The organism is Rhizobium sp. 01T437, assembly GCF_056398505.1.
This window is the reverse complement of record NZ_JBFTPM010000002.1, coordinates 246,581-265,863: the sequence shown is the minus strand read 5'-3', so window position 1 is coordinate 265,863 and position 19,283 is coordinate 246,581. Positions and strand designations below refer to the sequence as shown.

The window sequence follows — 19,283 nt, the reverse complement described above, 5'->3', positions numbered from 1 at the left end:
GGATTCAAAGCGCTTTGGAAAGATGGCCAGCCAAAGCAGTCCCTCCTCCACGTCAGAGGAAGACATAGACCTTTGTCGGTATTTTGACAAAGAGGATTTTTCCGGGCCTTACCGCCCGGGAAAACCCCTTGTCACATCAATGGGAAACGGACTTGGAAAACAGATTGACGACGACCACGCCAGATATGATCAGGCCAAGGCCGATGATGGCGGGCGTATCCAGCCGCTGCTTGAAAAAGATGAGGCCGACGGAGGAAATCAGCACGATTCCCAAAGCGCTCCAAATCGCATAGGCGATTCCAACGGGAATATGCTTCAGCGTCAGCGACAGGCAGTAGAAGGCAGCCCCATAGCAGGCGACGACAAGCACCGTCGGCCCGAGGCGGGTGAACTGCTGGGAGAGCTGAAGTGCTGTCGTGCCGATAACTTCAAGCACGATGGCTGCAACGAGCAGCCCATAGACGGCAGCCGGGTTCATGGCGGTATTCCTTCTTAATCTACTTGTGGGTCAGCTCGATGAGGCGAGCGATCAGCTCTCGCCTCAGAGCGCCACTGATATCATGGCTTTCCAACGTATCTGCAAACCACAGACCGTCGGCGGCAAAACGCACGATCAATGTGTCGAGCGCGGAGTCCGTGCCGATATACTCCTCGGCCCTCGCCGCCACCCATTGGCGCCATCGCAGGCGCAGCCGGGGTTCGGCGAGAAGCGCGATCGTCACCTGCGTCCAGCTTCTGGAATCGTCGGGACGATCCTTCAGCCCGGACACCGCCTGCAGATAGGCGCGCGAGAAACGGCCCTGCGGCAGCGGATCGGCGCGCATCAGCTCGTCTATATCGGCGTCGAACTTCTCCAGCAGGCTTTCGAACAGGGCGTCCAGGAGCGCATTCTTCGTCGGGAAGTGATGCAGCAGTCCACCCTTGCTGACACCTGACGCAGCCGAGACCGCATCGAGCGTGACAGCGCTCATGCCACTTTCACCAGCAAGACGCGCGGCGACCTCCAGCAACTGCTGGCGCACGAGCACGGGTTGTTTCTTGCGATGATGAGCGTTTGACATGGATTTATAAAGATACCGTCCGGACGGTTTTGCCAAGAAGAATCGACTGAAGGCCCTACCTCGCAAAGGATTATGCGCGAAATGCCGCGCTGTTTTGATGACAGTTGCGATCCTTTTTGATCGAGTGCATGTAGAGCATCGGACCGAAAGTGTGAAACGGTTTTCGGACAATCCGATGCTGGAACAAAAACCCAGAGTGGCGGAGGGGACGCCGGCGCTCTGGGGTGGGTATTAAAGGGATGGTTTCGTGCCGGAGCAGGCAACTTCACAGGTGACGACCTTGTACGAGGCGATCGGTGGCGATCCGACCGTTCGGGCGCTGACGCATCGTTTCTACGAGTTGATGGATACGCTGCCAGAGGCGAAAAACGTGCGCGCCGTGCATCCACCAAGCCTCGAAGGCAGCGAAGAGAAATTCTACGAATACATGACCGGTTATCTCGGCGGTCCGCCGCTCTATACCGACAAGCGCGGCCATCCCCGTCTGCGCAGCCGTCATTTCGTTGCCGAGATCGGCCCCGTCGAACGCGACGAATGGCTGCTCTGCTTCCGCCGCGCCATGGATGAAACCATCGCCAGCCAGGCGCTGCGCGACCTCATCTGGACACCGGTCGAACGGCTCGCCCATCACATGCAGAACAAGGAATAGTCATGAGCCTGAACGCCAGTCTGGAACCGGTGCTCTATCTCTTTGCCGGCCTGTTCGGCCTCGCAGGCGTAGCGCTGGCCGCCCTTGCCGCCCATGGCGGTGGTGACGCGCATCTGGCCGCCTCGGCCTCTGCCATGTGTCTCGCCCACGCCCCCGCCCTGCTGGCACTGGCGCTGGGTGCCGGCAAAATCAAAACCGCCTGGCTGGCCGGTTTGCTGATGATCGTGGGGACTTTGCTCTTTGCGGGCGATCTCGTCACCCTGCGATTCACCGGCTCCGGCCTCTTCCCCTATGCCGCGCCCACGGGCGGCTGGGCGATGATGCTGGGGTGGCTTACGGTTTCGGCAAGTGCATTCTTTCGGGTCCGGGCATAGGCGCCCCCTTCTCCCCGGCGGGGAGAAGGTGCCCAAAGGGCGGATGAGGGGGCCCCGGGCACAAGGCTAACCACACCACAATCCAAATGGCATCGGCTATCGCATAGAGCAACCGTCGCCGCCCGCCCAACACCATCATCCGTCGGCATTCGGAGCCCCCTCATCCGACCCTTCGGGCCACCTTCTCCCCGCYGGGGAGAAGGGAAAAACGGCACCCTAGCGCGTCCCTGCCTCCCGCAGGGTTCCGGAGTGCTTTTCGCCAAGTGCCTTCTTCCGTACGAAATCTCAGCTCACCGGCTGCGGTATACGGCCGAAGCGCAGGAGATTGCCGTGCGGATCATGGATATAGAATTCCTCCATGTTCCACGGCCGCACCTCCATATCCGACAGGCGTGGAACGCCCTTCGTACGGTATTCCGCATGAAGGGCGGCAACGCCGCCGCCGCGCAGGTAGACGGATGTCTTTTCCGGCAGGCTTCGATCATCCGTCAGCCAGAAATGCAGCTCCATCTCGCCGCGTCTGACGATCAGATAATCGCTGGTCTCGTAGACGGTTTCGGCAAAGCCGAGCTGATCGCGATAAAAGGAAAGCGTCTCGGAGATGTCGAGCGACGGCAGGACCGGCAGAACCTCGATACGATCGGGATCGCCGCTCATATGCCGTCAACGACGTTGAAGCCTTCGAACACCGGTGGGCCCTTATACAGGCCCTTGTTGTCGCCTGCATTGCGATGCGCAGCGCGGAAATTCTCCGACTTCGTCCAGTTCAGAAAATCCTCTTCGCTGCGCCAGAGCGTGTGGGAGGAAAACAGCGTATAACCCTCCTCCGCATTGGCCTTGCCGCGCAGCAGCCGAAACTCGACGAAGCCAGGAACTTCGGAAAGGCTGGAATCGCGATTGCGCCAGACAGTCTCGAAATCACCCTCGGCGCCGGCGGCCACCTTGAAGCGGTTCATCGCGATATACATCAAAAACTCCTCACGCCTTTTTCTTGCTCGCCCGCTCCGCATAACGCGGAAAGGCGACGATATTATTGCCATCAACAGCGTCCGCGCCAATGGAGTTTGCAGCCGCTTCACCGGGCATGCGCGCCTCCCAGGCGGGAAACAGCACCACATTGGGATAGCTGCGCTGGCGCGCGGCATTTTCCAGGAAAACCTCGTAAAGCTCCGGCACCAGGCCGTCGCCACCGTGAGCGGCGAGCTTATGCAGGCCGATCATCGTAAACCCGTCAGGGCGTTCTTCATTCATCGGGAATTGTCTCGTTCGTTCATCGTCTGCAGCGCACGTTCCAGGCTGGACTTGCTGCCATTGCGCAGCGGAATGAAGGCCTTGCTGAACTTCTTGCAGCCGGTCTTCACACGCAGGCAGGCATCGTGGCTGATACAGTCGATGGGGCAGAACACGCAGTCGACCGAGGGAAGCAATGTATCGATGCGCGAAACGGCCTCGCGAAGACCGCCATCATGGTGGATGAGCTCGGCGCCGAAATTGCTGGCGATCTGGCGAAGATGCGCCACCTGGCAATCACGACCGCCGACATAGAGGAAACTGCGGCCATCCAGCTTGGAGCGGCCCGAGGAGATCTCTTTCGTCTCCTGATCGGCCTGAACACGGATGTCCCGGTTCGCCCCCTTCTTCGCCTTTCGAGCCATTTACCACCCGTTCGCTCGTTGATCGTCACACGATTCCTGCGTGTGCGAACGGACCTTATTAAACTTGATTTTTAGAGTAAAGTATAAAGTTGATTATTTTTATCATATTTAATTTCTGCCGACTTGAATTTCCTGCTTGAAACTCACGGACTGCCCTCCCGGCGGCGGGCTGAAAGGCGATGCGCGCCGCACAGCCTCGGTAGCCGCCTGATCGATCTCCGGAACGCCCGAACTTCTGTAAATGACGGCAGAGACAAGATTACCGCTACCGCCGATGGTCAACGTCACTCCCGCCGTCCCATCAACGCCGCGAGGCTCGCGAAGCGCACGCCGGATACGGGCGCGAACCTTTCCTCCGTAATTGGCGCGAGCGGCTGTGCCGACCCCGTTATTGTTGCTGGCAGCTTGCGAATTACGGTCGGACTGGGCTGACGGATCGCCTTCAGCAACGCCGCGCTGAGAATTCTGTTGCTGCTCGCCTTCCCTGCCTGCCGCCTTCTGCGGCGGACGCTTCTTCTCGACCGGCTTAGGCTTTTCCTGCGTTTCCGCTTTGGGCTTCGGCGTCGGCGTGACAACCTCCTCGGGCTGCTCCGGCTCCGGCTGTACTTCGGCGGTTTCGACGGGCTTGACCTCTTGCGGCGTCTCCGCGACTTCCGGCTGAGTCTCTGCAGGCTGCACTTCGGTCGGCTGGACCGCAGTCGGCTGTACTTCGGATGGCTGCACCTCAGGCCGGACCGTATCGACCTGCATCTGCTGCTGTTCGGGAACGACCGTCGACATCGGTTGCGCGACAGACTCTTCAGCCGGCACTTCGGACACCAGAATCTCGGGCTCGACAGCCGCAGCCGTCTCAGGCGAAACACGCGTCACTTCCGGCGCCGGCGCCTGCTGGATGGGATCCTGCGTCTCGACAGGCGCGACCCCGGTCGGCTGCACGGCTTCCGGCTGAACCTCCGCCGTCTCCGTCGGCTGGATCGTGTCGGGCTGCACCTCTTCCGGAATGATTTCCTGCTGGATGGTCGTCTCGGTCTCGCCGGCTGCCGTCTGATCGACGTCGGAATCGCCATACATGACGACGCTCATCGCCTGGCCGGCTTCTTCAATCGCCTCCTCAGGCGCCTTCGGAAAGGCAACGATCAGCACGACCGCCAGTGCCGCATGAAAGATCAGCGAGCAGATGCAGGTGACCGTCAGCCGGCGCCGTACCGGTGCCTTCTCGTCTTCCTGCTTTTCCACTGCCGCATCCATCGGCGGCGGGGTGACGGAAGAGGCTGATGCTGCTTCCGGATGATCGGGGAAAGAGGAGATCTGCGCAAAACGCGCATAGTGGATGACCTGCTCGCCGGCCGGCTGACGCTGCGCATTGTGCAGGTCGGCCAGTTCGTGGCCGGGATGCATGCCGGGATTGTTATCGTTCAGGCTCTCGCCAGCGCTCGCCTCCTCGATGAGCACGTGTCTCGATCTGGACTTCGCTGAAATAGCCATTTTACGCCTCGGACAGCCTGAAACATGCGCGCCGGGCTTCATCCCGGCTTTCGTCTTAGCCTTCGAAAGGAACTGTTATCTGCGAACGGGTCACGAGACCCTTCATGCATTCGCCGGCGGCCGGCCCGTCACAGACAGGCGTGTCGTTGATGAGGATGCGTGTGACCGTCTCGCACTTGACACCAGGCATATCGAACTGGCGCACGCGCTTCTTGCCCTGCGGCAGATCGCGGAAATCGAGCACGGTGATACGGTCGACGGCATTCTTGTCGTTGAAGAAAGCGAGTTCGAACGAGATCTTGTTGATCGGCGTCTGGAGATTGTTCTCGGCAACGAAGGTCATCATGCAGCCCTTCTGCGAAGGTGCCAGCGCATTAAGCTCGACATCAAGCTTGGCGGCGGCCGCATCCTGCGCATAGACCTGTGCGACGCCCGACACCGAAAGCAGAACACTTGCCACAAACGCAGCAAACCGACCCGTCATCATCGCCTCTCCATAAGCAAATTGACCGCCGTCCAGCGGCTTCAAAACAGCAGGATCAAAAACTTGACTGCTTTTGTCTTCAATTATTGCGTCTTTAAAAAACTATGAGTATGAGAGTCAAGTTAATTGTAACCGGAACCGGGGCCTTCACCCCCGCAATCGCGGAATAAGCCAACCGAAATGATGGTTGAAAAGCCAGATAGTTTTAAGCTCGCACCGCCGCGGAACGGACCTGCGGTGGCCGAGATCCGCGTTCTCGAAAGCGGCGATCTTTTTGCCGGCTCAAACGAGATCATGATTCGGCACGATGGCGTGATCTACCGCCTGAAGATCACCCGTCAGGGCAAACTCATTCTCAACAAGTAAGCTCATAACAGCAGGGTAGAACATGACCGAGCAGACCAGACCGGCACCATCCGAAATCCGCGCATTCCGCGCTGAAAATCCGAAGATGCGCGAGCGCGATATCGCCGCGCAGCTGAAGATCTCCGAGGCGGCCCTCGTCGCAGCCGAAGTCGGCATCAGCGCTATCAGAATCGATGCCAGCGCCGTCAAGCTGCTCGAACGTGTCGCCGATCTCGGTGAAGTCATGGCCCTGTCGCGCAACGAAAGCGCCGTACACGAGAAGATCGGTGTCTACGAAAACATCAAGGTCGGCGAGCACAACGCCATCGTGCTCGGCGAAAACATCGATCTGCGCGTCTTTCCAAGCCGCTGGGTCCACGCCTTTGCCGTCACCAAGAAGGACGGCGACACGGAGCGCCTCAGCCTCCAGTATTTCGACAAGACGGGCAACGCCGTCCACAAGATCCACCTGCGCCCGGCATCCAATGTCGAGGCCTACCATCGCATTGTCGGCGAGCTGAAGCTCGATGACCAGGGCCAAGAACTCGTCGAAGCGGAGGCTTCCCCGGATGTTGACGAAGACGGCGATGTCAGCCGCGAAGAGCTGCGCGACAACTGGAGCAAGATGACCGACACGCATGAATTCTTCGGCATGCTGAAGCGCCTGAAGATCGGCCGCCAGGCCGCCGTGCGCACCGTCGGCGACGACTATGCCTGGAAGCTCGACAATACGGCGACGGCAGAGATGATGCATGCCTCCGTCAAATCAGCCCTGCCGATCATGTGCTTCGTCGCCAATAACGGCATCGTGCAGATCCATTCCGGCCCGATCTTCAACGTCCAGCCGATGGGTCCATGGATCAACATCCTCGACGAAACCTTCCACCTGCATCTGCGCCAGGACCACATTGCCGAGACCTGGGCCGTGCGCAAACCGACCAAGGACGGCCACGTTACCTCGCTCGAAGCCTATGATGCTGATGGCAACATGATCATCCAGTTCTTCGGCAAGCGGAAGGAAGGCTCCGACGAGAATGCCGAATGGCGTGACATCATGGAAAACCTGCCGCGGGCAACAAGCGTCGCCGCATAAGGATCGCAACGATGAAGATGCCTAGAAACCTCCTGCGCCGGATCCGCCCCTGGGAACTGGCCCTGACGGCCGCTGTCATGGCTCTGCCGCTGATCCCGGCAGCACCGGCGGGCGAGAGCTATGCTTTCGTCCGCGCCGCGCAAGCTGAGGAAAAGAAGCTCGATACCTCGCGGCTGGTTTCGGTCGGCGGCGACGTCACCGAGATCATCTACGCCCTCGGCGAAGAAAACAGGCTGATCGCCCGCGATACCACAAGCATGTTTCCCGAAGCAGCCCTGAAGCTGCCTGATGTCGGCTACATGCGCGCCCTTTCGCCGGAAGGCATTCTCGCCATGAACCCGACGGCGATCATCGCCGTCGAAGGCTCTGGCCCGCAGGAAGCGCTGAACGTCCTAAAGAATGCCAGCGTGCCCTTCGAAACCGTTCCGAATGCCTATACGCGCGACGGTATCATCGCCAAGATTGATCGCGTCGGCACATTGCTGAACGTGCCGGACAAGGCGAAGGCGCTTGAAGAAAAGGTCGGCGCCGACATCGATGCCGCCGTCACCGATGCTGAAAAGCGCCCCGAGGCCGAGCGCAAACGCGTTCTCTTCATCCTCAGCGCCCAGAACGGCCGCATCATGGCGTCAGGCACCGGCACCGCCGCGGACGGTGTCATCAAGCTCGCCGGCGCCATCAATGCGGTCGACGAATTTCCGGGTTACAAGCCGCTCACCGATGAGGCTATCATCAGCGCCAAGCCCGATGTGATCCTGATGATGAATCGTGGCGACGGCGCAGGCACCAAGAACGAGGATCTGCTCGCACAGCCGTCGATCGCGCTCACGCCAGCCGGCGAAAAGAAGGCGATCATCCGCATGGATGGCCTGCATCTCCTGGGCTTCGGTCCGCGCACGGCAAGTGCGGTTCGCGAACTCAACGCGGCGATCTACGGAGGCTGACGATGGCCGTTTCGGAAGCCATGATGGAAAACAGGCGATCCTTTTCGGCGGCATTCCGCAGACACCGGCAGGCGGGCGACAGAACCGAGCTCGCCCTGCTCGGCATCGCCTTCCTTATCGTGGCTTCCGTCTTCGCCCTGCTCTTCTCCATCACGACGGGGGCGTCTGACGCTTCCATTCTTGATGTCGTCAGAAACATGGCGGGGTCGCAAACGGCGCTCAGCGCCCGCGACCGGATCATCATCTTCGATATCCGCCTGCCCCGTGCCATCCTCGGCTTCCTGATCGGCGGATCGCTCGCCGTCTCCGGCGCCGTCATGCAGGGCCTGTTCCGCAACCCGCTCGCCGATCCCGGCCTCGTCGGCGTCTCCTCGGGCGCCGGCCTCGGCGCTGTCGTGATGATCGTGCTCGGCGGCACAATCGCAGCACCCCTCTACCTGGCACTCGGCATCTATGCCCTGCCGCTTGCAGCCTTCGGCGGCGGTCTCGCCACCACGCTGCTGCTCTACCGGGTCGCCACCAGCAACGGCCAGACCTCCGTCGCCACCATGCTGCTTGCCGGCATCGCGCTTGGTGCATTGGCTGGCGCGCTGACGGGCGTGCTGATCTATATGGCGAATGACCAGCAGCTGCGCGACCTCACCTTCTGGGGCATGGGCTCGCTTGCCGGCGCCACCTGGATCAAGATCGCTGCAGCCGGTCCCATCATCCTCCTGTCCTTCGTCGCCCTGCCCTTCATGGCGCGTGGCCTGAACGCCATCACACTCGGCGAGGCTGCCGCTTTTCACATGGGCGTGCCGGTCCAGCGGCTGAAGAATATTGCCATCGTCACCGTTGCGGCCGCAACCGGCGCTTCCGTCGCCGTCAGCGGCGGCATCGGCTTCGTCGGCATCGTCGTGCCGCATATCTTGCGCATGGTGATCGGCCCGGACCACCGCTTCCTCCTGCCGGCCTCCGCCCTGCTCGGCGGTTCGCTGCTGATCTTTGCCGACGTGCTCGCCCGCACCATCGTAGCACCGGCCGAACTGCCGATCGGCATCATCACGGCGGCCGTCGGCGGCCCCTTCTTCCTCTGGATCCTGTTGCGGCAGCGCTCGCGCCTCGCCCTTTGAGTTTGTTTCGATGATCGAAGTTTCCGGCGTCAGCGTGCGCCTCTCCGGCAAGACCATCGTGCGCGACGTCGCCTTCACTGCGAAGGCGGGCGAACTGACCGCCATTGCCGGTCCCAACGGCTCCGGCAAGACGACGACGATGAAAGCCGTCTCCGGCGAGCTTGCCTATGAAGGTTCCGTGCGCCTCAACGGCGAAGAAGTGCACACACTGAAGCCCTGGCAGCTTGCCTCCACCCGCGGGGTGCTGCCACAGGCAAGCAGCATCTCCTTTCCCTTCACCGTGCGGGAAATCGTCCGCATGGGCCTGACATCAGGCCTCAACCTTCACCCCGATCAGGCCGAGGAGACAGCTGCAAAAGCGCTTGCCGCCGTCGATCTCACTGGCTTTGAAGGTCGCTTCTATCAGGAACTCTCGGGCGGCGAGCAGCAGCGCGTTCAGCTTGCCCGCGTGCTCTGCCAGATCGCCGAACCGGTCGTTGATGGCAAACCCTGCTGGCTGCTGCTGGATGAGCCGGTCTCCAGTCTCGACATCAGCCATCAGCTGACGATCATGACGCTGGCGCGTAATTTCTGCGAACGCGGCGGCGGGGTGATCGCTGTCATGCACGATCTCAACCTGACGGCTCTCTTCGCCGACAGGATCGTATTGATGAAATCCGGCCGGCTGGCAGCCGCTGGCAATGTGCGTGAGGTACTGACGGACGAAACCATGCAATCCGTCTTCGGCTGCCCGTTGCGCGTCAATCAGGTGCCAGTCGACGGTACGCCCTTCGTGCTTGCGCACAGCGCGCTTCCCGCCAACTGAGGAACCTTTCCAGCCCAAATGCGTTGTCCGCAATGATTTGGGTCAAAGCCGGGCGCTCTCTTCCGTGCCATTGATGGCGCTGACCCTGTGTGAAACCGGGCGGTGCTTGTCCGCGCCCAGCTATGGAGACAGTCATGGCCTATTCCCTCTTCCAGTCCAGCCGCAGCCGCCGCAACGGCGCGCTCCACAATCTCGAAGCCAGTGTTGAAGATCAGATCGAAGCCCTGCGCGAAGAGCTCGCCGAACTGACGCATGTTCTCGGCAAGACCTCGCGCCGTCAGGGCGAGAAACTGCGCTCGCAGGCATCCGCAGGCTACGAGGACATCCTCGGCCGCAGCGAGGATCTGCTGAACGAGCTGCAGCAGAGTTACCTGCGCGGCGCAAGCGAAGTGCGCAATACGGTCCGCCGCCACCCACTGGCAACGGTCGGCGCCGCTGCCGCCTTCGGCCTGCTTATCGCCATGCTCGCCCGCCGCTAGGAGGCTCGATGCTCTTCCCGATCCTGAGCCTGCTCGTAGGCACGAGCGTTCACCGCACGGTGGAACGCACCAAGCGCAACGGCATCTTCGTCGCCGTTGCGTTGCTTTTTTTGCTGACCGCCTATGCGCTTGCCGTGACCGCAGGAGCGATCTGGCTGGCAGGCATCTATGGGCCGATCGGCGCTTCGCTTTTCCTGGCGGCCTGCGCATTGCTGATCGCGATCATCGTCTTTGTCGTCATGGCAATCATGAATCGCCAGGAAGCCCGCCGCGCCCGCGAACGTCGCGCCGCACTGGAATCCCTGGCAACCGCCGGCATCGGTCTTGTCCGCTCCCAGCCGCTATTAACCGCGGGCATAGTGGCCGCTCTTGTCGCCGCCAATCTCGTGGGTTCGAAGCGGGACGACTGACGTTCCGCAGCGCCTCTTCACTTTCCCGACAGTGCTTTGTCGCACATATATGCCGCGTCCAAATCCGTTGGCGCGGCATACTGCATTCGAGCGAGTGATCGCACCGACGCTGCGGTGGCCCGGTTTTCGGCGACCCGCTCAGGCAGGCGGGTGCACCCCCGGACGCCAAATAAAAAGCCGGCGCCCGTGAGGGCAGCCGGCCTTCCTTCCTCCCACGGAAACAAGTTGATCAGAAGGCAAAGGCCTTCGACGTCAGCGGCGCCGACGTGGCATCCGGGCCGAAATCCGCCTCGCCTGATATTTGCAGGAGATCCTGCAGACGCTGGCGCGCGCGGTTTACACGGCTCTTGATGGTACCGACAGCGCAGCCGCAGATTTCCGCCGCTTCCTCGTAAGAGAAGCCCGATGCACCGACGAGAATGATCGCCTCGCGCTGGTCGGGCGGCAGCTGGTCCAGCGCCTTCTTGAAGTCCTGCAGGTCGAGTGCGCCGTATTGGGACGGATGCGTCGCCATGGATTCGGTAAACAAACCATCGCTATCCTGCACCTCACGGCCGCTCTTGCGCATCTGGCTGTAAAGCTCGTTGCGCAGGATCGTGAAGAGCCAGGCCTTCATGTTGGTGCCCATCTCGAAATGGTCCTGCTTGGCCCAGGCCTTCATGATGGTGTCCTGAACCAGGTCGTCGGCGCGATCGTGCCGGCCGATCAGGGATATGGCGAAAGCGCGAAGGCTCGGCAGGGCCGCCAGGAGTTCGCGCTTGAAGCTCGGTTGCGCTTTTTCCATGCGGGTATTCCTATTCGGCCATCTTCGCGGAAGCCATCAATTCGGCCTGGTCGAGCTTTTCCAGCAGGTCGAGAAAGCGGTCGGGAATAGCTTCCTCCTGCGCGGCGGCATAGAGCGACCGCAGCCTGACGCCGATCTGATTGTTCGGATCCAGTATATCGCTCGCCCGCAGTTCCAGCTGGCGCTCGTCCGGTGCTTCTGTCTTTGCTGTCGTCATCAACTGATCACTTCTTGCCTGTTGTCTCGGGATGAAAGGCAAAGTCTGCTGTGAAAGCTAAATGGAACGTATATCCAATCGATCAAGCCGGTTCTTTCAAACCCTTGATGCAATAGATCCATTCCGCTCACATGGGTCAAAACGTGACGCCCTTCATTTGTCGGCTAGGATAATGCGGCGTTGCAAAAAAAGTTCCTTACATCAGGAACTTTTTTATCAAGACCGCGTTTTTAGATCATTGCAGCTATTCATGGCCTGTAGACGGGAGTTTTTAATGACACTTTCCACTCGAATTGCGCCGCACCTTCCTTATCTGCGTCGCTATTCCCGCGCGCTTACCGGCACTCAGACTTCTGGCGATGCTTACGTCGCCGCCGTCCTGGAAGCGATCATCGCCGATCTCTCCATATTCCCGGATACCGCGAATGACCGCGTTGCACTCTACAAACTGTTCACGCAACTGTTTGGTTCCACTGCGGTCGAGATTCCTGAACCATCCTCTCCCTATGCCTGGGAGCAGCGCGCCACGCTGAACCTCTCGAAGGTTTCGCCCCTCGCCCGGCAGGCTTTCCTGCTCGCCTCCGTCGAGAATTTCCGGGTCTCCGAGATCGCCGACATTCTCGAAATCAGCGATGATGAGACCATGGAGCTCCTCGACAAGGCTTCGCACGAGATCTCGCGCCAGGTGGCCACCGATATCATGATCATCGAGGACGAACCGCTGATCGCCATGGATATCGAGCAGATGGTCGAAAGCCTCGGCCACCGCGTTACCGGCATCGCCCGCACCCATACTGAAGCCGTCGCGCTCTACAACAAGACCAAACCAAGCATGGTGCTGGCCGATATCCAGCTTGCCGACGGCAGCTCGGGCATCGATGCCGTGAACGATATCCTGAAGACATCGAGCGTGCCCGTCATCTTCATCACCGCCTTCCCCGAGAGATTGCTGACCGGGGAGCGGCCGGAGCCCACCTTCCTCGTGACCAAGCCTTTCAACCCCGACATGGTCAAGGCCCTGATCAGCCAGGCTCTTTTCTTCAATGAAACGACCCGTGTGGCGGCCTGAAACATGAATTTCAGCCGCGCCGGAACCATTCCGGCAACAATGCGTTCCGGCTCTGCCGGAGCGTATTGGCGGCTTTAACGGTTTTTGCAGCGCTTGCTTTTAGAATGACCGGCAGTTTTGTCGGGAGGGGTAACATCCTTCCGTATGTTCGAAGGGACTGAGGAAAGGCGGCCGAGTGAATACGACTGGACCATTGTCCGGAACGCCTTTCACCATCGAAGGCAAGGCGGCCATCATGGAGCGCGCGCTCGCCAGCGCCGCTATCTCGATCCTGTATCAGGATGCGGGCCTTGCCATAATCTATGCCGAAAATCTTCTCCCCTATTTCCAGAAGCGTTTTGTCGCCGGTGGTGATGACGGCTCACTGTTTGGCGAAGCACACGGCAAATCCCTTGCCGCGATGAAGCAGGTGGTGCTTGAGACCGGCGCCTCCAGCAATGCCGAGGTCGATGTTGCAATCGACGGCGAAGTCAGGACATTCGAACTGAACGTTCAACGCACCGGCGCGCGCGGCAATTACGGCCTGCTCTCTGTCATCTCGGAGATTACCGAAAGCCGGCATCGCGAAAAGGTGCTGAAATCGCTGCTGCGCGAGCTTTCCCACCGCTCCAAGAACCTGCTTGCCATCATCCAGGGTATCGCCACGCAGACCGCACGCAATACCATTTCTCTCGATGCTTTCCTGATGAAGTTCCGCGGCCGTCTTCAGTCGCTCTCCAACTCGCAGGATCTGATCACCGATTCCAGCTGGCGCGGCGCCTTCCTGTTCGAACTCGCCGGAAAACAGTTCGCCCCCTACTGGCCGGAAACCGCMGGCTCCATGCCRATCTTTGGCATCAACGCCCACCTGACGCCGAACGCCGCCGTGCATGTCGGCCTGGCGCTACACGAACTGATCGTTAATTCCGCCTCCTATGGCGCAATCGCCAACGGGGCAACGTCGGTCACGCTGAACTGCCGGGAGGCTAAGATCACCGGCCGCCGGGCAATCGAACTCGCCTGGGTGGAAGTGCTTCCAAACAGTGCCGATGTGCACGAATTCAGCGAAAACAGCTTCGGCCGCACGGTGCTGGAGCGTGTCGTGCCCTCCTCCGTCAACGGCAAGGCCGAACTGACGCTGGTACCCGGCCGCATTGAATATCACCTGACCGTTCCGGAAACGGAATTCGAAATACTGAAACGCACTTGAGACGTTTTACCGCTGCACGTTTTGCCGGAATTGCCTGCCTGCTGAAATTGTTGGGGCCTAGACGGAAAAACAGCCGGTGCGAGGGCGGCGCACCGGCTGTCTCCACTCACCGGGAGGGGACCGTGAGTTCGTCCGAATGATGGGTTGGGGGCGCGCATGTTGGGTCGATGCGGTCATCATCCGGATATCGCATTAACTACGCTCATTAACTTTGGTTCCCCCGGTTCGGAAAAAATTTGGCCTTTTGTCAATTTTTTCTCGGACACCCGAACTGGGTTGCCACTCAGATCCATCCAATCGGAAGGCAGAGCCTGCCTAAAGAATTATCATGACAAACAAAATCAATTATTTACATGACGCAGACGAAAGAAAATTGCCAAAATTTTACCGTTTGATAAATTTTTGAACCTGAGTTACGATTCCCTCACTAGTCGTTACCAATAAAGAGGGAACTTCAATGGAACGCCTGGAAACTGGGATTCGTGCCGGCCGGCTTTCATCCGCCGAGTACGAGGCTAATTTTTCCGATCTTCATCCGCGCCTCGACAACCACGAAGCGCTGGTCGCCGCCGACCGCTGTTATTTCTGCTATGACGCGCCGTGCATGACGGCCTGTCCCACCTCCATCGATATTCCGCTCTTCATTCGCCAGATTTCGACCGGCAACCCGATCGGCTCGGCAAAGACGATCTTCGACCAGAATATCCTTGGCGGCATGTGCGCCCGCGTCTGTCCCACCGAAGAGCTCTGCGAGCAGGCCTGTGTGCGCAACACCGCCGAAGAGCGCCCTGTCGAGATCGGCCGCCTACAGCGCTATGCGACCGATGCGGCAATGGCTGCCGACAAGCAGTTCTACCGGCGCGCCGAACCGACCGGCAAGAAGATCGCTGTCGTCGGTGCCGGTCCCGCTGGCCTCGCAGCCGCCCACCGTCTTGCCGTCAAGGGCAACGACGTCGTGATCTACGACGCAAAGCCCAAGTCGGGCGGCCTCAACGAATATGGCATCGCCACCTACAAGACGGTCGACGATTTCGCACAGAGAGAGGTCGATTACGTCCTCTCCATCGGCGGCATCGAAGTGAAGCACGACCAGCAGCTCGGCCGCGATTTCTCGCTCTCCGATCTCCAGGGCCAGTATGACGCCGTCTTCCTCGGCCTCGGCCTTGCCGGCGTCAACGCATTGCGCGTCGACAATGAAAACCTGCCCGGTGTCGATGACGCAGTCGATTTCATTGCGGCCCTGCGCCAGGCTGGTGACAAGGGCGAGATCGCCATCGGTCGCCGTGTCGTCGTTCTCGGCGGTGGCATGACGGCAATCGATGCCGCAGTGCAGGCAAAACTGCTCGGCGCCGAGGAAGTGACGATCTGCTACCGCCGCGGCAAGGAGCATATGAACGCTTCGGAATTCGAGCAGGATCTTGCCACCTCCAAGGGCGTCATCATCCGCCACTGGCTGGCGCCGAAATCCATCCTCTCGCAGGATGGCAAGGTGGCGGCAATCGAGGTGGAATATACCGCAATCGTCGATGGCCGCCTTTCCGGCACCGGCGAGACGGGTGTGATCGCGACTGACCAGATCTTCAAGGCAATCGGCCAGACATTCGAAACCTCAGGTCTCGGCGCGCTACGGATAGAATCCGGCCGCATCGCTGTGGATGCCGAAGGCCGTACGTCGGTTGATGGCGTCTGGGCCGGCGGCGACTGTGTCTTCGGCGGCGAAGACCTTACCGTCTCTGCCGTCGCCCATGGCCGTGATGCGGCCGAATCCATTCACCGCACCCTCACTGCCGCAGCCGCTCCGGCTGTCGCGGTCGCCTGAAGGGGAGAATGAACAATGGCTGATCTCCGCAATAATTTCGTTGGTATCAAGTCCCCGAACCCCTTCTGGCTCGCCTCTGCACCGCCGACCGACAAGGCCTACAATGTCGAACGCGCCTTCAAGGCCGGCTGGGGCGGCGTCGTCTGGAAGACGCTGGGTGAAGAAGGCCCGCCTGTCGTCAACGTCAACGGTCCGCGCTACGGCGCGATCTGGGGCGCCGACCGCCGCCTGCTCGGCCTTAACAATATCGAGCTCATCACCGACCGCGACCTGCAGACCAACCTGCGCGAAATGAAGCAGGTGAAGATGAACTGGCCGGACCGGGCGCTGATCGCCTCCATCATGGTGCCCTGCGAGGAGCAGGCCTGGAAAGCCATTCTGCCGTTGGTGGAAGAGACCGAAGCCGATGGCATCGAACTGAATTTCGGCTGTCCGCACGGCATGTCCGAGCGCGGCATGGGCTCGGCTGTCGGTCAGGTGCCGGAATATATCGAAATGGTCGTGCGCTGGTGCAAGCAGTACACCCGCATGCCGGTCATCACCAAGCTGACGCCCAATATCACCGATGTGCGCCGCCCTGCCCGCGCCGCCAAGGCCGGCGGCACGGACGCCGTCTCGCTCATCAATACGATCAACTCGATCGTCTCGGTCGATCTCGATAACTTCGCCCCCAACCCGACCGTCGGCGGCAAGGGCAGCCATGGCGGCTATTGCGGCCCAGCCGTCAAGCCGATCGCGCTCAACATGGTCGCCGAGATTGCCCGCGATCCGGAAACCTACGGCCTGCCGATCTCAGGCATCGGCGGCATCACCACCTGGCGCGATGCGGCTGAATTCCTGGTGCTCGGCGCCGGCAACGTGCAGGTCTGCACCGCAGCCATGACCTACGGCTTCAAGATCGTGCAGGAAATGATCACGGGCCTCTCCGACTGGATGGATGAAAAGGGCCACAAGACCCTCGACGACATCACCGGCCGCGCCGTGCCGAATGTCACCGACTGGCAGTACCTCAACCTCAACTACATCGCCAAGGCGAAGATCGATCAGGACGCCTGCATCAAATGCGGCCGCTGCTACATCGCCTGCGAGGACACCTCGCACCAGGCGATCACCAATTTCGTCGATGGCGTTCGCCATTTCGAGGTGATGGACGAGGAATGCGTCGGCTGCAATCTCTGCGTCAGCGTCTGCCCGGTCGAAAACTGCATCACCATGGAGCAGCTCCCGGCTGGCGCCCTCGACAAGCGCACCGGCAAGGTGGTCGACCCGAACTACGCGAACTGGACGACCCACCCGAACAACCCGATGGCGCGCCAGGCCGCGGAGTAAGAATCCGCCCACGAAACGCAGAAAATCGACGCCCGCCTAGACGGGCGTCGACTGTTTTCAGGCCATTGGCGGATCAAAGCTTGAAGGCTTTGACTTCATTGCCACGCTCGATCGTACGGTTGGCAATGAAGCGCCCGGCTTTCGCCGCCTCCTGCTTTTCCGCCTCGATATCCTGCAGCATCGCTTGCAACCGCCGGATTGCCAGCGCCTTGTTGCGATGCTGCGAGCGTTCGTCGCGTGCCGTCACGACGAGACCGCTCGGACGGTGCAGGACACGAACCGCACTGTCGGTCGTATTCTGATGTTGTCCGCCCGGCCCGCCAGCCCGCAGCGTCTCGAATTGCAGGTCCGCCGGATTGATCGTCACTGCATTGCCCTCGGGCGCGAGATCGATACGCCGCACGGCCACGTACCAGTTTTGCCGTTTGTGTCCGGGACGAACCGGGCTCTTGAAGGTGAACCGGATTGTGCCGCAATAGCCCGTGGCGACCTGCTCCGCCGCATCACCCTCGATGCTGATGATCGCCGACTTCGCACCGTGCGGATCCGGCATCGGTCCGAGGTTGACAGTTACGGAGCATCCTTGCTGCCTGGCCTCGGCCTCAAGAATACGCAGAAGTGCCGAGACCGCGATGCGGCATTCGACCGGCCCGTTGCCAGACGTGATGAGGAGATCAATAGCGCTCACGGCCACGCCCTCCTTCCCGGCGGTATTCCGGTTTGCGCCGACGCTGCTCGACCTCGGCTTCGTCGACTGCCTTCTTGAAGGTGACGAGAGGCCGGAAGCTTGCAAGCACCGTGACCAGCTTCTCATTCTCGAGATCGGCGACGACCTGCCCGGCATCCTTGTAGGCGGAGGCCGCCTCTTCGACGACGAGCGCCCTATCATCGCAAATGGCGATGCCGCCCCAGGCATTGCGCAGCAGATGCTCGCGCTCGGACCTGTTGCGCCCGGCTCGCCCATGCATGCTGGCACGGTCATATTTGCGACCAGCTCCATGCGATATGCCGCCAAGCGAACGGGATACGCCCTCTCCCGGGCGAACCACATAGCTGAGGCTTGCCCGCGATCCGGCGACCGGCGCAAGCACATCCGGTGTGACCGCGGCCGCCCCCTTGTAGTGCACGAAATCGCGGCCGGAAGACCGGACGAGATTGTGAGGCACATCGGCGACAAGATGCAGATCGGCACGCAATGCCGCCGCTGCCCGTGCCGCGATCAGCCGCCGGTTCAGCGATGCCCAGGCAACGCACTGGTCATGGCTTGCAAGCCATGCGACGCCTGCTTCCGAACCCGGCAAGAGCCCAGCCGCAAGATCGGCCCCAAGACAGGAATGAGCGCTGACCGCCTCGGAAAACACGGCAGCACCGAGCGAACGCGAGCCGGAATGGACAAGCAGGTAAAGGCCCTGACCATCCAGACCGGCGCCAGCCCCACCTTCGGCAAGCGTTTCCACGGCCTGCAATTCGCAGAAGTGGTTGCCGCCGCCGATCGTGCCGAGCGCATCCGGCGCCAGAGAAACGGGCAAGCCCGCCTCCTCAAGCAGAAGAGCGGGATCGCCGATCTCTTCAGCCTCAAGGCGGCGAAGCCGCTCCGCAGCCTTGTCGATCCTCAATTTACGAAGCGGCAGATCCAGGCGGAAGAGCGACATGCCGCAGCCGATATCGTTGCCGATCAGCAGCGGATATAGCCGGTCCGATGCCAGCGCCACACCGGTTGCGCCATATTTGCCGGGATGCAGATCTGGAAATGCGGCGATCTGCGAAACGCCCGGAAGGCGGGACATTTCGGCAAGTTGATCCAAGGCAGCGCCTTCGATCCAGGTACTGCCGGAAAAGAAATGGTTGATGACCGCAGGCGATATGGCCGGCGTCACCGGGGAGCTTTTGCTCCCAATGGAATTGCCCATGATTACGAACTCTGGATATGAGTGGTCTTTCATCGCCCGAACGGCGATGTTCAACCGGCATCGTCAGCCC

25 protein-coding genes are annotated in these 19,283 nt (G+C 60.8%); 13 read left to right on the top strand and 12 right to left on the bottom strand.

Translation table 11 applies throughout. The features are described 5' to 3' along the window. Window positions 1-136: 136 nt before the first annotated feature. Together AC1DM5_RS04730 and AC1DM5_RS04725 are read right to left on the bottom strand one after the other, a co-directional pair. Window positions 137-478, bottom strand: a complete 342-nt coding sequence (locus tag AC1DM5_RS04730) for a DMT family transporter (RefSeq protein ID WP_477821416.1) — start codon at window positions 476-478, stop codon at window positions 137-139. 19 nt (window positions 479-497) lie between these two features. Then, window positions 498-1,061: a TetR/AcrR family transcriptional regulator gene (locus tag AC1DM5_RS04725; protein WP_007815280.1), complete on the bottom strand. Its 564-nt coding sequence runs from the start codon at window positions 1,059-1,061 to the stop codon at window positions 498-500. A 247-nt stretch (window positions 1,062-1,308) separates the two neighbouring features. On the opposite strand from AC1DM5_RS04725, the gene AC1DM5_RS04720 reads away from it, so the two are divergent. Together AC1DM5_RS04720 and AC1DM5_RS04715 are read left to right on the top strand one after the other, a co-directional pair. Beyond that, window positions 1,309-1,710: a group II truncated hemoglobin gene (locus tag AC1DM5_RS04720; RefSeq protein ID WP_477821417.1), complete on the top strand. Its 402-nt coding sequence runs from the start codon at window positions 1,309-1,311 to the stop codon at window positions 1,708-1,710. A gap of 2 nt (window positions 1,711-1,712) precedes the next feature. Beyond that, entirely contained in the window at window positions 1,713-2,084 is a 372-nt protein-coding gene (locus AC1DM5_RS04715; RefSeq protein WP_477821418.1) for a DUF423 domain-containing protein, read from the top strand. 285 nt (window positions 2,085-2,369) lie between these two features. On the opposite strand, the gene AC1DM5_RS04710 is transcribed toward AC1DM5_RS04715, so the two are convergent. The 6 genes from AC1DM5_RS04710 to AC1DM5_RS04685 all read right to left on the bottom strand — a co-directional run bounded on the left by AC1DM5_RS04710 (window position 2,370) and on the right by AC1DM5_RS04685 (window position 5,708). After that, window positions 2,370-2,741 (bottom strand): bleomycin resistance protein, encoded by a 372-nt coding sequence (locus AC1DM5_RS04710; RefSeq protein WP_477821419.1) that lies wholly within the window; start codon window positions 2,739-2,741, stop codon window positions 2,370-2,372. Continuing rightward, complete coding sequence (gene hmuQ, locus AC1DM5_RS04705) at window positions 2,738-3,052, bottom strand: heme-degrading protein HmuQ (RefSeq protein WP_113321676.1); 315 nt, start codon at window positions 3,050-3,052, stop codon at window positions 2,738-2,740. The genes AC1DM5_RS04710 and hmuQ overlap by 4 nt, the downstream gene beginning before the upstream one ends. Before the next feature lie 10 nt (window positions 3,053-3,062). Continuing rightward, entirely contained in the window at window positions 3,063-3,335 is a 273-nt protein-coding gene (locus tag AC1DM5_RS04700) for a hypothetical protein (protein WP_477821420.1), read from the bottom strand. Next, window positions 3,332-3,739, bottom strand: coding sequence for a DUF2325 domain-containing protein (locus tag AC1DM5_RS04695; RefSeq protein WP_477821421.1), 408 nt, complete (start codon window positions 3,737-3,739; stop codon window positions 3,332-3,334). The genes AC1DM5_RS04700 and AC1DM5_RS04695 overlap by 4 nt, the downstream gene beginning before the upstream one ends. Before the next feature lie 108 nt (window positions 3,740-3,847). Next, window positions 3,848-5,224: an energy transducer TonB gene (locus AC1DM5_RS04690; protein WP_477974679.1), complete on the bottom strand. Its 1,377-nt coding sequence runs from the start codon at window positions 5,222-5,224 to the stop codon at window positions 3,848-3,850. A gap of 55 nt (window positions 5,225-5,279) precedes the next feature. Then, the gene (locus tag AC1DM5_RS04685) at window positions 5,280-5,708 is read right to left on the bottom strand and encodes a hypothetical protein (RefSeq protein WP_477821477.1); all 429 of its coding nucleotides are present in this window, start codon (window positions 5,706-5,708) and stop codon (window positions 5,280-5,282) included. Between the two features lie 180 nt (window positions 5,709-5,888). Here AC1DM5_RS04685 and hemP point away from each other — a divergent pair, with 180 nt between their 5' ends. The 7 genes from hemP to AC1DM5_RS04650 all read left to right on the top strand — a co-directional run bounded on the left by hemP (window position 5,889) and on the right by AC1DM5_RS04650 (window position 10,896). Next, a complete protein-coding gene (gene hemP / locus AC1DM5_RS04680) occupies window positions 5,889-6,074 on the top strand; it encodes a hemin uptake protein HemP (RefSeq protein ID WP_477821423.1) in 186 nt (61 codons plus the stop codon). A 22-nt stretch (window positions 6,075-6,096) separates the two neighbouring features. Beyond that, on the top strand, window positions 6,097-7,146 hold the full coding sequence (locus AC1DM5_RS04675; protein ID WP_477821424.1) for a hemin-degrading factor: 1,050 nt from the start codon (window positions 6,097-6,099) through the stop codon (window positions 7,144-7,146). Window positions 7,147-7,157: 11 nt separating this feature from the next. After that, window positions 7,158-8,090, top strand: a complete 933-nt coding sequence (locus AC1DM5_RS04670) for a heme/hemin ABC transporter substrate-binding protein (RefSeq protein WP_477974677.1) — start codon at window positions 7,158-7,160, stop codon at window positions 8,088-8,090. A 2-nt stretch (window positions 8,091-8,092) separates the two neighbouring features. Next, a complete protein-coding gene (locus tag AC1DM5_RS04665) occupies window positions 8,093-9,202 on the top strand; it encodes a FecCD family ABC transporter permease (RefSeq protein WP_477821426.1) in 1,110 nt (369 codons plus the stop codon). Between the two features lie 10 nt (window positions 9,203-9,212). Continuing rightward, complete coding sequence (locus tag AC1DM5_RS04660; RefSeq protein ID WP_477821427.1) at window positions 9,213-10,007, top strand: heme ABC transporter ATP-binding protein; 795 nt, start codon at window positions 9,213-9,215, stop codon at window positions 10,005-10,007. A 134-nt stretch (window positions 10,008-10,141) separates the two neighbouring features. After that, the gene (locus AC1DM5_RS04655; protein ID WP_477821428.1) at window positions 10,142-10,486 is read left to right on the top strand and encodes an ElaB/YgaM/YqjD family protein; all 345 of its coding nucleotides are present in this window, start codon (window positions 10,142-10,144) and stop codon (window positions 10,484-10,486) included. Between the two features lie 8 nt (window positions 10,487-10,494). After that, window positions 10,495-10,896, top strand: coding sequence for a hypothetical protein (locus AC1DM5_RS04650; RefSeq protein ID WP_477821429.1), 402 nt, complete (start codon window positions 10,495-10,497; stop codon window positions 10,894-10,896). A 229-nt stretch (window positions 10,897-11,125) separates the two neighbouring features. On the opposite strand, the gene AC1DM5_RS04645 is transcribed toward AC1DM5_RS04650, so the two are convergent. Beyond that, on the bottom strand, window positions 11,126-11,680 hold the full coding sequence (locus AC1DM5_RS04645) for an RNA polymerase sigma factor (protein WP_007815244.1): 555 nt from the start codon (window positions 11,678-11,680) through the stop codon (window positions 11,126-11,128). Between the two features lie 10 nt (window positions 11,681-11,690). Continuing rightward, window positions 11,691-11,897, bottom strand: coding sequence for a NepR family anti-sigma factor (locus AC1DM5_RS04640; protein WP_007815242.1), 207 nt, complete (start codon window positions 11,895-11,897; stop codon window positions 11,691-11,693). Between the two features lie 274 nt (window positions 11,898-12,171). On the opposite strand from AC1DM5_RS04640, the gene AC1DM5_RS04635 reads away from it, so the two are divergent. The 4 genes from AC1DM5_RS04635 to preA all read left to right on the top strand — a co-directional run bounded on the left by AC1DM5_RS04635 (window position 12,172) and on the right by preA (window position 17,303). Beyond that, the gene (locus AC1DM5_RS04635; protein ID WP_113185377.1) at window positions 12,172-12,966 is read left to right on the top strand and encodes a response regulator; all 795 of its coding nucleotides are present in this window, start codon (window positions 12,172-12,174) and stop codon (window positions 12,964-12,966) included. Window positions 12,967-13,159: 193 nt separating this feature from the next. Next, the gene (locus AC1DM5_RS04630; protein WP_477821478.1) at window positions 13,160-14,155 is read left to right on the top strand and encodes a sensor histidine kinase; all 996 of its coding nucleotides are present in this window, start codon (window positions 13,160-13,162) and stop codon (window positions 14,153-14,155) included. A gap of 457 nt (window positions 14,156-14,612) precedes the next feature. Further along, entirely contained in the window at window positions 14,613-15,974 is a 1,362-nt protein-coding gene (locus AC1DM5_RS04625) for an NAD(P)-dependent oxidoreductase (protein ID WP_477821431.1), read from the top strand. Window positions 15,975-15,989: 15 nt separating this feature from the next. Next, window positions 15,990-17,303, top strand: a complete 1,314-nt coding sequence (gene preA / locus AC1DM5_RS04620; RefSeq protein ID WP_477821432.1) for an NAD-dependent dihydropyrimidine dehydrogenase subunit PreA — start codon at window positions 15,990-15,992, stop codon at window positions 17,301-17,303. A 73-nt stretch (window positions 17,304-17,376) separates the two neighbouring features. Here the strand turns inward: preA and prfH are convergent, their stop codons facing one another. Next, window positions 17,377-17,991: a peptide chain release factor H gene (gene prfH / locus AC1DM5_RS04615; protein ID WP_477821433.1), complete on the bottom strand. Its 615-nt coding sequence runs from the start codon at window positions 17,989-17,991 to the stop codon at window positions 17,377-17,379. Continuing rightward, entirely contained in the window at window positions 17,978-19,213 is a 1,236-nt protein-coding gene (locus AC1DM5_RS04610) for an RNA ligase RtcB family protein (protein ID WP_477974675.1), read from the bottom strand. Before AC1DM5_RS04610 ends, prfH begins: the two co-directional genes overlap by 14 nt. Window positions 19,214-19,283: the final 70 nt, after the last annotated feature.